We start from the raw sequence: 12387 nt of genomic DNA, 5'->3' as shown, positions 1-12387 counted from the left end.
CGCTGAGTTCAGTTACGAACGGTGAGCCCGACGCGCTGGAACTCCTTGAGGTCGGAGTACCCGGTCTTGGCCAGCGCGCGGCGGAGCGCACCGAACAGGTTCACCACGCCCTCGGCGTCGGACGACGGCCCGTGCAGCAGCGTCTTCAGGTCCACCTCGCGCCCCGGAAGGGATGCCACGCGCGAACGCGGCAGCGACGGGTGCGCGGCGGCGGCCGTCCAGTACAGGCCCTTGCCGGGCGCCTCGTGCGCGGAGGCCAGCGGCGCGCCGAGCATCACCGCGTCGGCACCGCACGCGATCGCCTTGGCGATGTCACCGCTGCAGCTGATGCCGCCGTCGGCGAGGACGTGCACGTAGCGGCCACCGGTCTCGTCGAGGTAGTCCCTGCGCGCGGCGGCGGCGTCGATGATCGCGGTCGCCATCGGCACGCCGATGCCGAGCACGCGGTCGGTGCTGGTGACGCCCGGCGTGTAGCCGTGCCCGACGATCACGCCGGCCGCGCCGGTGCGCATGAGGTGCATCGCCGTGCGGTAGTCGCTCACGCCGCCCGCGATCACCGGGACGTCGAGGTCGGCGATGAAGTCCTTGAGGTTGAGCGGATCGTCCTCGGAGGTGTCCTTGCCGACGTGCTCGGCGGACACGATCGTGCCCTGCACGACCAGGATCTCGACGCCCGCGGAAAGCAGGTGCGGGGTCAGCTCGGCCGCGTGCTGCGGGCTCACGCGCGCCGCCACGGTGACGCCCGAGTCGCGCACGGTCCGGATGGTCTCGGTAAGCAGGTCGGTGCGGATGGACGCCGAGTGCAGTTCCTGCAGCAGGCGCACGACCTCGCCGGTCTCCGCGCCGTCCTTCGCGGCGGTGACCAGTCGCGCCAGCACGCTCTCCGCGTCGGCGTGCCGCGCCCACAGGCCCTCGGCGTTGAGCACGCCGAGCCCGCCGAGCTTGCCGATCGACACCGCCGTGTCCGGTGACACGACCGCGTCGGTCGGGTGCGTCACGAGCGGCAGGTCGAACCGGTAGGCGTCGATCTGCCAGCCGGTGGACACCACCTTCGACGAGCGCGTCCGCCGCGACGGCACGATGTCGATGTCGTCGAGGTCATACGACCGCCGCGCGGTGCGCCCCATGCCGATCTCGACCAGATCCCGCACGTCAAGTCCCTTCTACCCGCGAACTGCAGCGGGTTCATTGTGGACGCCGGCGTCCACGGCGCTGTGCGCGCCCCTAGCGCGTGGTGTAGTTGGGCGACTCGACGGTCATGGTGACGTCGTGCGGATGGCTCTCCTTGAGACCGGCCGCCGTGATGCGCACCAGCTGCGCGCGCTGCAGCTCGGGGATCGTGTTGGCGCCCGCGTAGCCCATCCCGGAGCGGAGGCCGCCCACGAGCTGGTGCACCACGTTCGCCAGCGGGCCACGGAACGGGATCCGCCCCTCGATGCCCTCCGGCACGAGCTTGTCCTCGGACAGCACGTCGTCCTGCGCGTAGCGGTCCTTCGAGTAGGAGCGCTGCTCGCCCCGCGTGCGCATCGCGCCGAGCGAGCCCATGCCGCGGTACGTCTTGTACTGCTTGCCGTTGACGAGGATCACCTCGCCCGGCGCCTCGGCGGTGCCCGCGAGGAGGCTGCCGAGCATCACCGCGGACGCACCGGCCGCGATGGCCTTGGCGATGTCGCCGGAGTACTGGATGCCGCCGTCGCCGATCACGGGAACACCGGCGGGACGGCATGCCTTGTCGGCCTCGTAGATCGCCGAGATCTGCGGCACACCCACACCGGCCACGACCCGCGTGGTGCAGATCGAGCCCGGTCCGACGCCCACCTTCACGCCGTCCGCGCCCGCCTCGACGAGCGCCTGCGCGCCCGCGCGCGTGGCGACGTTGCCGCCGACGATGTCGACCGTGTCGCCGAGCTCCTTCTTGAGCGTCGACACCGTGTCGAGCACCGCCCGCGAGTGACCGTGCGCGGTGTCGACCATCAGCACGTCCACACCCGCGTCGGCCAGTGCCATCGCGCGCTGGTGGCCGTCGACGCCGACACCCACGGCGGCACCGACCAGCAGCCTGCCGTCGGGGTCCTTGGTGGCGTTGGGGTACTGCTCGGTCTTGACGAAGTCCTTGACGGTGATCAGCCCGCGCAGCTTGCCGGCGCCGTCCACGATCGGCAGCTTCTCGATCTTGTGCCTGCGCAGCAGGCCGAGCGCGGCGTCGGCCGTGACCCCGACCTGCGCGGTCACCAGCGGGGCCTTGGTCATGACCTCGCTCACGGGCCTGCTGTGGTCCACCTCGAACCGCATGTCGCGGTTGGTGATGATGCCCACGAGCGTGCCGGAGGCGTCCGTGACCGGAACGCCGGAGATGCGGAAGCGGGCGCAGAGTGCGTCGACCTCGGCGAGGGTGTCGTCGGGCGAGCAGGTCACCGGGTCGGTGACCATGCCGGCCTCGGAGCGCTTGACGATCTCCACCGCCTGCGCCTGCTCCTCGATCGGCAGGTTGCGCTGGAGCACGCCCATGCCGCCCTGGCGGGCCATCGCGATGGCCATCCTCGCCTCGGTCACCGTGTCCATCGCCGCCGACAGCAGCGGCACGCGCAGTGTGACGTTGCGGGTCAGGCAGGTGCTGGTGTCCACGGCGCTGGGCACGACGTCCGATTCGGCAGGCAGCAGCAGGACGTCGTCGAAAGTCAGCCCGAGCATCGCGAACTTGTCGGGGACGGCGCCATTCGTGGCCTCCGCGGAGGGGATGAGGTCGGCGGAGGTGAACTCGCTCGTCATGGCAGGCGGAGAACCTTCCTCGGCGGGTAAGCCAACAGGGGTATACGGACCTGTTAACGATGGTATCTGGACGTACCCCGGGGCCAGCCCGGTACCGTGCAGGCCGTGCCGCACGACGTGTTGCCCCCAGACCCGTTCGCCGACGACCCGAACGACCCGGCGAAGGAGATCGCCGCTCTGGACGAACCGGCTGGTGAGCCGATCAGTCCGGACGAGCGCTCCGAGCTGCTCGCCGACCTCTCGGACCTCGCCGTCTACCAGGCGCTGCTGGAGCCTCGCGGGGTCAGGGGCATCGTCGTGGACTGTGGTGAGTGCGACCAGCCTCACTACCACGACTGGCACCTGCTGAGGGCGAGCCTCGAGCAGCTGCTCTCCGACGGGCACATGCGCCCGCACGAGCCCGCCTTCGACCCGAACCCGGCCGACTACGTGAGCTGGGACTACTGCCGGGGATTCGCCGACGGGATCACGGCCACCGAGAGCGCGTACTGAGGACACGGAAAGGGGCGTGTGACCGCATCGGTCACACGCCCCTTTTTCGATGTGTCAGCCCGTGCTGCTGTCGCCGGAGACGCCCGCAGGCTCCTGGCCGAAGGGCTTGTCGGTGCTGCCCGATTCGCCGCCGCTGGTGTCACCCGTCGACGTGCTCGGCGGTGGCGGTTCGGTCGACGACGTCGGAGGGTCCGTGGTCGGAGACGTGGTGGTGTCCGGAGCTTCCGAGGGATCGGTCGTGGGCCCCGGCAGCGGCAGCTCGTTGGTCGGGTTGGTGCCCGTTGACGTGGACGAGCTGCTGTCCGGTGTGCCGGTGGACGACGGCGTGGTGCTGGGGGTGTCTCCCGGCTGCGGCTTGTTGAGCTGGGCCAGCAGCTCCAGGTGCCGGGCCTTGAGCTGCGCGAGCTCGTCCTCGGCGGTCACCTGGCTCAGCGCCTGCTCCGCCTGCTGGAGTGCGCGGCGCGCGTCGTCGTAGCGCTGCTGCGCGAGTGCGAGATGGGCCTCTTCGAGCTCGGTCCGCACGGATGCGGCGGCCTCGACCGAGCGGGCGTGGTCCGCGTACAGGACCTTGGAAAGGCCCCACAGCGTGTCGCCGGGCTGGGCGTCCCTGGCGGCCAGAGCGGTGCCGGTGAACCCGATGGCGAGCACGGCGGCGGCAGCGGCGACAGGGACGAGGAGTCTGCGTCTCCGTCCGCGGCCCGCGTGGCGCTTGGCGATGGCGGCGGTCTTGATCGTGGTGACCGCGGTCGGGGTGTCGACCAGTTCGGCGAGCGGCTCGCTGTCGATGTCCCTGCGCCACGCGAGCAGCAGGGCGTTCAGTTCCTGGTCACCGAGCCCGTCGGCGACCTGCGGGTCGGGCCCGCCCAGCGCGTCGAGCAGCGCGTCGTCGGCCTGGATGGCCGACAGCTCGAGCGTGGTCGAGGACTCGTCCGGCTCTGCCTGCGAGTAGGGAAACACCTCGCCGTTCTCCTGGTTACCGCCGTCGCGTTCCGTCACTCAGACCACCTCCTCAGCGGCCAGCACCTTGCGCAGCCGCGCGAGGGCGCGATGCTGGGCGACCCGCACGGCACCGGGGGTGGACCCCACTGCCTCGGCGGTCTCCTCGGCGGACAGCCCGACGACCACCCGCAACACCACGATCTCGCGTTGTTTGTCCGGCAGGACCTGCAGCAGTTCGGACATCCTCGCGTTCAGCTCACCCTGCAGGGCGTGCTGCTCGGGACCGACGTCACCCTCCACCTCGTCGGGTACCTCGGCGACCGGCTCGGCACGGTTGCGTGCCGCCGCGCGATGCGCGTCGGCCACCTTGTGCTGAGCAATGCCGTAGACGAAGGCCAGGAACGGGCGGCCTTGATCACGATACGAGGGCAACGCCGTGAGCACCGCGAGACACACCTCCTGGGCTACGTCGTCAGCCGAAGCGAACGAACGCTCTTGCCTGCCAACTCGGGCGCGGCAGTACCGCACCACAAGGGGACGGATCGCGGCGAGTAGCCGCTCCACCGCCTGTGGGTCACCCTCGACAGCGGCGGCGACTGACTCGTCCAGTCCATCCCCCACATTGGCCATCGCAGACAACAGTCCCGGTGTTACGTGTAGGCGTGCAAGAAGAACGGCGCGTGGCTCTCATATCCCTCACGCCGGTGATACCTACCGTACCTTCCGACACCCCCGGTTTTCGCTCACGGTCATCGAAACCGCGTGACGCAGGCTGCAACCTGCGAAAACGCCAGCGTACCGTAATCTTGCAACTTTCAACGACCGACACGCCCAGGCGATACGGCGAACGTCACAGTACAACGCGGCGCGCCACGTGGGTACGTACCACGTGGCGCGCCGCGACTGTCTTTTTTCAACTACCGGCTGAGGGACCCGTCGGAGCGGTGACTCAGGACACGAGGCCGCGCCGGAAGCCGTGTGCGACGGCCTGTGCGCGGTCGCGCACGCCGAGCTTGCGGAACAGCCGGCGGGCGTGGGTCTTCACGGTGTCCTCGGACAGGTACAGCTCGCGGCCGATCTGCCCGTTGCTCTTGCCCTGGCTCATGCCACGCAGCACCTGCAGCTCGCGCTCGGTGAGCTGCACGCCGGGGTCGGACGGCTGGCGCGGGGCGGGAACCGAGGTGCTCGCCAGCGTGTGGGCCAACGCGGCGACGAGCTCGGGACGCGAGGCGTCCCAGCGCAGGTAGCCCCGCGCCCCGCCCGCGATCGCGGCGGCGATGCTGCCGGCGTCGTCCGGGGCGCCGAACACGATCACGTTGGCCTGCGGGTTGGCGGAGACCAGCCTGCGGGTCGCCTCGACTCCCGTCGGCACCGCGCGCTGGGTGCCGACGAGCACGACGTCCACCGGCTGCCGCGAGTAGCGGGCGAGCAACTCGTCACCGTGCGCTACACAGTCGATGCGACTGACGCCGGGGACGGCAGACATCACGCGGGTAAGGCCTTCGCGGACACTGCGTCGGTCGTCGCAGATCAAGACCGTCGTCACGGGGTTTCCTTCCTGCAGCCGGGTGACATTCCACTTCCCCTATCGGACGCTTTAGGTCCCACCTTGACACGATCTGGTGGCTTTTTTTGAAAAATGCCTCGCCCAGATGTCGGTATGGGGCTTGTGACCCAGGTAACAGGCTAAATCGGGACCCACGGAGAGGAGATCGCGAGGCGCCGTCCCTCCGGGTCGGAGGCCGGTAACAGAGCGTATAACTCGCGAGTAACTCTTGATCGGTTCCAGTCAGCCCGTTCGGGGTCGAGTTCCGCCGCCAGCAGTCCGGCCGGCCATGCCAGCGAGCCGAGCCGGTACTTGCCCGTGGCCTCCAGTGCGCCTTCGACGAGGTCCCTCGCCCGTTCTCGCGGCGCGGGCTCGCCGGTGGCGGCGAGCGCGGCGCCGAGGACGAGTGCCGACTTGATCTCATGCCGCGCGGCGCCGCGTTCCCTCGCCACCGCCCAGGCCCGTTCCGCGTGCGGGACGGCCGCGGCCGCGTCGGCCGCCGCGAGCGAAACCTCGGCGCTCACCCAGCCGAGGCGGACCCGCGTCCGCCACGAGGTCGCGTGCGCGGACGCCGCCGCGATGAGCCTGCGCGCGGCAGTGAGCCTGCCCCGGCCGAGGTTGTCGGCGGCGAGACCGAGCAGCGCGTCGGCCAGCGCACCGGCCGGGTCGAGCCCGTCCTCGTCGGCGGGTCCGGCGGCGAGCGCGGCGTGCCGCAACGCGGCGCCGTCGAGCGGGACCGCGGCGGCGTGCCCGCCGAGCTGACGGCGGTGGGAGGCGAGCGTGGCGGCGGCCAGCGCGGCGAGCAGCGGGTCACGCCCTCGGCGCAGGGGCTCGAGCAGGGTCATGGCGGCCGCGTAGCCGCCTCTGGCTCCGAGCACGACCGCGGCGAGCCAGCGTTCGGGAGGGTTCGCCGCGGCGGCCGGCTCACGGTCGTCGATGTCCGGTGCGTCGCCGAACGCGGCACGGCGCAGGACACTCTCCCTCGTCAGCACCCGCTCATCCTCGCGGTGTGTCCCCCAGCAGCACGTACTCGACCCGGTCTGCGGCGTCGCGGATGTCGCCGAGCAGCTCGACCTTGGGCGGCAGGTCGCCTGCGTGCCACGCCGGGCCGCACGCGAAGAGGCGTCCCCGCTGACGGCCGCGGGCGATGCGCGTGAACAGCCTCGGGTTGGCGGCGGGCCCGCGCTGGGCCCACAGGACCACGGCGGCGGGTGAGCTGCGGCGCACGGCGACGGCCAGCACGTCGGCGGGCAGCGGGACCCCGAACAGCTGGGTGACGATGCGGCGCTCCGCGAGCGCGGCGGCGAGCACGTACAGCGGGAGGGTGTCGCGCTCGTCGGGAACGCTGCCGAGGAGGACGGGGCGCAGGTTGCGGGGCTCGGACAGCACGGGCGTGGCCCTGACGAGCGCGCCGAACACGCATTCGGTGAGCAGGTAGCCCACCTCGGAGCTGCCGCGGCCGTCGCGCCAGCCCGCACCGAGTGCCGCGACCACGGGGCGGATCACGCCCTCCCACGCGTCGAGTACACCGAGGGCGCCGATGACCTCGGCGAGCAGGTGCTGCACGGCCCGCACGTCCATCGCCAGTGCCGCCGCGCTCAGCTGGCGCGCGAAGCGGGGCGGGCCGAGGTGGTCCGCCTGCTCCCGGCCGTTGCCGAGCACCACCTCGCCGTCGGTGGTCTCCACGCGCAGCTCCGTGACGGGCGCGGGGGGCTCGTTCGAAGCCTTGGGCATGTGCGCGAGCGCGTAGCGGGCGGCCTCGGCGGTGGAGGCGCCGCGCAGCAGCGCGCGCTGCATCAGTTCGAGGCGGACGACGTCGGAGGGGCCGTAGCGGCGATGCCTGCCGCCGGTGTGCCTGCTGGGACCGAGCCCGTACCGGCGGTCCCAGGTCCGCAGCGTGGACGGGGCGACGCCGAGCCTGCGCGCGACCGCGGCGACGGGCAGTGTCGGCTCGGCCGACGGCGGAGGAACCGGGTCGCGCACAGCCGGCGCGTCACCGGCTGCGCGATCTGAGCCGGACCCGGACCCCACCCGGTCAAATATCCACGGACCACCGAGTGAGGGCAACCGGGAACTTCTGTTCGGTGTGTTACCTGTCACGCCCCCGGGGGAGACCTAACGGCTGAAATGATCGCAACCCCTTGAACAAGTATTGGCGCGCTTCTAACGTTACGCCCGGTTGCACCAAATGGAGTAGTCGCACAAGTACAACTGCAGAATCCGGCCGCGTGGGGCCGGATACCGGAGGCGGTCACGATGGCAGACACGCGCAGGCTCCCTGGCCCGAACGCCGACGTTTGGGACTGGCAACTCGAGGGGTCGTGCAGGGGGATGGACAGCGGTTCCTTCTTCCATCCGGACGGTGAACGGGGCCCGGCGAGGGCTCGGCGGGAGGCCAGGGCGAAGGCCATTTGCCATTCCTGCCCGGTGCTGCGGATGTGCCGCGAGCACGCGCTCGCGGTGCACGAGCCCTACGGGATCTGGGGTGGACTGTCCGAATCGGAACGCGAGAACATCATCAAATCGCAGAAGCGCTCTCTGGCGCTCACCGGCAACTGACCGAGGCAGGGGACGAAAAAGGAACGGGGCGGCACTCCGGTGGGAGTGCCGCCCCGTTCTGTTCTCGTGACGCGTGACTAGTGCGCGTGGCCGTGACCGTGGCCCGCGTTGTCGTCGGCCGGTTCCGGCTTGTCCACCACGGAGCTCTCCGTGGTGAGCACCAGGCGGGCGATCGAGGCCGCGTTGGCCACCGCGGAGCGGGTGACCTTTACCGGGTCGACGATGCCGCCCGCGAGCAGGTCGGTCAGCTCGCCGGTGGCCGCGTTGAGGCCGTGACCCCACTCGAGGTCCTGGACCTTGACCACGGTGACAGCGCCCTCGTGGCCCGCGTTGCTCGCGATCCAGTACAGCGGAGCGGTCAGCGCCTCCCGCACGATCTTCACGCCGGTCGCCTCGTCGCCGGAGAGCTCGGCCTCCAGCGAGGTCAGCTCCTTGGCCACGTGGGCGAGCGCCGTGCCACCGCCGGGCACGATGCCCTCTTCGACGGCCGCCTTGGTCGACGCCACGGCGTCCTCGATGCGGTGCTTGCGCTCGTTCAGCTCGGTCTCGGTGGCCGCGCCGACCTTGATCACCGCGACACCGCCGCCGAGCTTCGCGAGCCGCTCCTGGAGCTTCTCGCGGTCCCAGTCGGAGTCGGTGGTCTCGATCTCCTTGCGGATCTGGGCGATCCGCGCCTGGACGTCGTCCTTGGTGCCCGCACCGTCGACGATCGTGGTGGTGTCCTTGGTGACCTCGATGCGCCGGGCCTTGCCCAGCACGTCGAGACCGGACTCGGACAGCTTCAGGCCGACCTCGGCGGAGATCACCTTGGCGCCCGTGACGACGGCGAGGTCGTCGAGGAACGCCTTGCGGCGGTCGCCGAAGAACGGAGCCTTCACGGCCACCGCGGTGATCGTCTTGCGCAGCGAGTTCACCACGAGGGTGGACAGCGCCTCACCGTCGACGTCCTCCGCGATGATCAGCAGCGGCTTCTTGGCCTCCGCGACCTTCTCCAGCAGCGGGAGCAGGTCGGCCAGCGCCGAGATCTTCTCCCGGTGCAGCAGCACGAAGGCGTCCTCGAGGATCGCCCGCTGCTCCTCCGGGTTGGTCGCGAAGTGCGCCGAGAGGTAGCCCTTGTCGAACTGCACGCCCTCGGTGATCTGGAGTTCGGTGGCCAGCGTGGAGGACTCCTCCACGGTGATCACGCCGTCCTCGCCGACCTTCTCGACGGCCTCGCCGAGCAGGGCGCCGATGTTGGCGTCCCGCGAGGTGACGGTGCCGACCTGGGCGATGTTGTCGCGGCCCTTCACGGGGGTCGCCTTGGCCTTGAGGGCGTCGATGACCTTGTCCGCGGCGGCCTCGATGCCCTTGCCGAGCGCGGTCGGGTTGGCGCCGGCGGCCACGTTGCGCAGGCCGACCTTCACCAGCGCCTGCGCCAGCACGGTGGCCGTGGTGGTGCCGTCACCGGCGACGTCGTTGGTCTTGGTGGCGACGCTCTTGGCGAGCTGCGCGCCGAGGTTCTCGAACGGGTCCTCCAGCTCGATCTCACGGGCGACGGTGACGCCGTCCAGCGTGATCGTGGGGCCGCCGAACTTCTTGTCGAGAACGACGTGCCTGCCGCGCGGGCCGAGGGTCACCTTCACCGCGTTGGCGAGCTTGTCCACCCCGCGCTCGAGGGCGCGGCGGGCGTCCTCGTCGAAGTTGATCTGCTTAGGCATTGATGATGTACCTCTCTCCAGGCACGCGAAACGCCCCGGCCCCCGGCTTGCGCGGGGCCCGGGGCGTTATCGCATACGCGGGTCGTCAGTTGATGACGGCCAGCACATCGCGGGCGGACAGGATCAAGTAGTCCTCGCCGTTGTACTTGACCTCGGTGCCGCCGTACTTGGAGTAGATGACGACGTCGCCTTCCTTGACATCCACGGGGATGCGGTTGCCCTTGTCGTCGACGCGGCCCGGGCCAACGGCCAGAACCTTGCCCTCCTGGGGCTTTTCCTTAGCGGTGTCGGGGATCACGAGACCGGAGGCAGTCGTCTCCTCGGCCTCGCTCGTCTGGACAACGATCTTGTCCTCGAGCGGCTTGATGTTCACGCTCACCGGGTTGACCTCCACGGGTCGTCGAAAGCGTTGGCAGGTACCTAAATGGGTACGGCTCCTACCACCCCCGCCGTCGCGGGTGCCGGGGCGTGTTTGGCGCCGTGCAATTAGCACTCTAGCTAGCGGAGTGCTAGCCGCGCAACCAGGGTCCCCGGTGGTGACGGACCTGGTCAGCGGAGGACGGCGAGAGGGCGCGCACCGAACATTCACCGGGTGCTCACCCGATCGGTGAATCCCGGCCATTCCGGGGATGCAGGCTGTGCTGGCTCTGACCGTCCCGCCACCACGTTGGGAGTGCCGCCGTGCCCGTCTCCGGTGAGAACAGTCCGCTCACGACATCCCGCCGAACCGTCCTCGCCTCCGGTGCCGCGCTCGGTGCCGTCGCGGCGGCCGCGACGGCCCTGCCGCTGGCCGCGTCAGCCGCGCAGGGGGCGGGCAACCCGAGCACCGGCGAGGTGTTCACCCTCGGCGTCGCGTCGGGCGACCCCGATCCGTACAGCGTGGTCCTGTGGACCCGGCTCGCCGCGAATCCGCTGGCCGAGGACGGCCTGGGCGGTATGCGCGGCACGGTCGAGGTCGAGTGGGAGATCGCGCGGGACGAGCGGTTCCGCCGGATCGTGCGGCGTGGCCGCGAGCGGACGAACGCCGACGCGGGCTACGCCGTGCACGCGGAGGTCGCGGGCCTCGCACCGGGCACGGAGTACTTCTACCGTTTCCGCGCGGGCAGGCATGTCTCGCCGGCGGGCCGCACGCGCACCGCGCCCGCGTTCGGGGTGTTCGGGTCGGGGCTGGCGATGAGCTTCGCGTCGTGCTCGCAGTACGAGCACGGCTACTTCACCGCCTACCGGCACCTCGCCGCCGACGAGCCGGACCTCGTGCTGCACCTCGGCGACTACATCTACGAGTACAAGGCGGACAGCTACGTCTCCCCGACCGGCAACGTGCGGGATCACTCCGGTCCGGAGACCGAGACGCTGGCCAACTACCGGCAGCGGCACGCGCAGTACCGCACGGACACCGATCTGCAGGCCGCGCACGCCGTCGCGCCGTGGCTCGTGGTGCCGGACGACCACGAGGTGGACAACAACTGGGCGGGCGATGTCTACGAGAAGCCGGAGATCCCGCAGCCGAACTTCATCGAGCGCCGGGCCAACGCGTTCCGCGCGCTCTACGAGAACATGCCGCTGCGCAGGCACAGCAAGCCGAGTGGTTCGCACATCCGGCTTTACCGCACGGTCCGCTGGGGTGCGCTCGCGAACTTCCACATGCTCGACACCCGCCAGTACCGCGACGACCAGGCGTGTGACGACGGCTGGAAGGTGTGCGCGGACGCCGCCGACCCGGCCCGCACGCTGACCGGCGACGAGCAGGAGGCTTGGCTGATCGAACAGTTCCGCCGCTCGCGGGCGCGCTGGGACGTGCTGGGGCAGCAGGTGTTCTTCGCCCGCCGCGTCAACGCCTCCGGCGCGACGAGCATGGACTCGTGGGACGGCTACCGGGGTTCGCAGGAGCGGATCACCGAGGGCTGGCTCGACGCGGGCGTGCGCAACCCGGTGGTGCTCACCGGTGACGTGCACACGCACTGGGCGAACGAGCTGAAGGCGAACTACGCCGACCCGGACAGCGACGTGGTGGGCACCGAGCTGGTGACCACGTCGATCACCTCGGGCGGCAACGGGGCCGACTCGGACCCGAACGACGACAACAACCTGAAGCTCAATCCGCACATCAAGTTCCGCAACAACCAGCGCGGGTATGTGCGCACGAGGATCACCCGGGACGAGTTCCGGGCGGACTTCCGTGTGCTCGACAAGGTGACCGAGCCGGGTCGTCCCGCGCGCACGAGGGCGTCGTTCGTGATCGCGGACCGCAACCCCGGGCTGACGGAGGTGGCGCCCCCGCTAGGTCGTGTCTGACAATCCTCTGCCGTGCGAGCCGGCAATGGGATTGTCAGACGCGGCCTAGCTCAGCTGGAGGTCGTCGCCCTCGGCACGAGCCCGCGGTGC

At 70.5% G+C, this 12387-nt stretch carries 12 protein-coding genes; 3 read left to right on the top strand and 9 right to left on the bottom strand.

All coding sequences use genetic code 11. From position 1 onward, the window contains the following. Nucleotides 1-8 precede the first annotated feature (8 nt). Entirely contained in the window at nucleotides 9-1151 is a 1143-nt protein-coding gene (locus BA062_RS05440; protein WP_110334890.1) for a GuaB3 family IMP dehydrogenase-related protein, read from the bottom strand. A gap of 73 nt (nucleotides 1152-1224) precedes the next feature. After that, nucleotides 1225-2769, bottom strand: a complete 1545-nt coding sequence (guaB, locus tag BA062_RS05435; RefSeq protein WP_110334889.1) for an IMP dehydrogenase — start codon at nucleotides 2767-2769, stop codon at nucleotides 1225-1227. A 96-nt stretch (nucleotides 2770-2865) separates the two neighbouring features. Between guaB and BA062_RS05430 the strand changes: the two genes are divergently transcribed. Beyond that, nucleotides 2866-3261 (top strand): DUF5319 domain-containing protein, encoded by a 396-nt coding sequence (locus BA062_RS05430; RefSeq protein WP_168213877.1) that lies wholly within the window; start codon nucleotides 2866-2868, stop codon nucleotides 3259-3261. A gap of 54 nt (nucleotides 3262-3315) precedes the next feature. Here BA062_RS05430 and BA062_RS05425 read toward each other — a convergent pair whose 3' ends face one another. From BA062_RS05425 to BA062_RS05405, 5 genes are all read right to left on the bottom strand, one after another. After that, entirely contained in the window at nucleotides 3316-4257 is a 942-nt protein-coding gene (locus tag BA062_RS05425) for an anti-sigma-D factor RsdA (protein WP_110334887.1), read from the bottom strand. After that, nucleotides 4258-4830, bottom strand: a complete 573-nt coding sequence (locus BA062_RS05420; protein WP_110334886.1) for a sigma-70 family RNA polymerase sigma factor — start codon at nucleotides 4828-4830, stop codon at nucleotides 4258-4260. It lies immediately after the preceding gene. A 319-nt stretch (nucleotides 4831-5149) separates the two neighbouring features. Next, nucleotides 5150-5746 carry a response regulator transcription factor gene (locus tag BA062_RS05415; RefSeq protein ID WP_003073605.1) on the bottom strand — a complete coding sequence of 199 codons (597 nt, stop codon included), beginning with the start codon at nucleotides 5744-5746 and terminating at the stop codon, nucleotides 5150-5152. Between the two features lie 140 nt (nucleotides 5747-5886). Continuing rightward, entirely contained in the window at nucleotides 5887-6738 is an 852-nt protein-coding gene (locus BA062_RS05410) for a hypothetical protein (RefSeq protein WP_110334885.1), read from the bottom strand. Between the two features lie 4 nt (nucleotides 6739-6742). Further along, nucleotides 6743-7729: a MerR family transcriptional regulator gene (locus tag BA062_RS05405; protein ID WP_245959678.1), complete on the bottom strand. Its 987-nt coding sequence runs from the start codon at nucleotides 7727-7729 to the stop codon at nucleotides 6743-6745. Nucleotides 7730-8002: 273 nt separating this feature from the next. On the opposite strand from BA062_RS05405, the gene BA062_RS05400 reads away from it, so the two are divergent. Then, nucleotides 8003-8305, top strand: a complete 303-nt coding sequence (locus BA062_RS05400; protein ID WP_110334884.1) for a WhiB family transcriptional regulator — start codon at nucleotides 8003-8005, stop codon at nucleotides 8303-8305. A 77-nt stretch (nucleotides 8306-8382) separates the two neighbouring features. Here the strand turns inward: BA062_RS05400 and groL are convergent, their stop codons facing one another. Continuing rightward, nucleotides 8383-10002, bottom strand: a complete 1620-nt coding sequence (groL, locus tag BA062_RS05395; RefSeq protein WP_110334883.1) for a chaperonin GroEL — start codon at nucleotides 10000-10002, stop codon at nucleotides 8383-8385. Between the two features lie 85 nt (nucleotides 10003-10087). Then, nucleotides 10088-10381, bottom strand: coding sequence for a co-chaperone GroES (gene groES, locus BA062_RS05390; RefSeq protein ID WP_110335040.1), 294 nt, complete (start codon nucleotides 10379-10381; stop codon nucleotides 10088-10090). A 302-nt stretch (nucleotides 10382-10683) separates the two neighbouring features. Here groES and BA062_RS05385 point away from each other — a divergent pair, with 302 nt between their 5' ends. Beyond that, entirely contained in the window at nucleotides 10684-12297 is a 1614-nt protein-coding gene (locus BA062_RS05385) for an alkaline phosphatase D family protein (protein WP_110334882.1), read from the top strand. Nucleotides 12298-12387 lie beyond the last annotated feature (90 nt).

Source organism: Prauserella flavalba (genome assembly GCF_003202235.1).
GTDB classification, from domain to species: Bacteria; Actinomycetota; Actinomycetes; order Mycobacteriales; family Pseudonocardiaceae; genus Prauserella_A; species Prauserella_A flavalba.
Note: the sequence above shows the minus strand (reverse complement) of the source record. Positions and strands in the feature narration are given on the sequence as shown.

Bases quoted from the DNA above. Each gene is read 5' to 3' on its own strand.
- guaB (WP_110334889.1), bottom strand. From the start codon at position 2,769: ATGACGAGCGAGTTCACCTCCGCCGACCTCATCCCCTCCGCGGAGGCC.
- BA062_RS05420 (WP_110334886.1), bottom strand. From the start codon at position 4,830: ATGGCCAATGTGGGGGATGGACTGGACGAGTCAGTCGCCGCCGCTGTC.
- BA062_RS05400 (WP_110334884.1), top strand. From the start codon at position 8,003: ATGGCAGACACGCGCAGGCTCCCTGGCCCGAACGCCGACGTTTGGGAC.
- groL (WP_110334883.1), bottom strand. From the start codon at position 10,002: ATGCCTAAGCAGATCAACTTCGACGAGGACGCCCGCCGCGCCCTCGAG.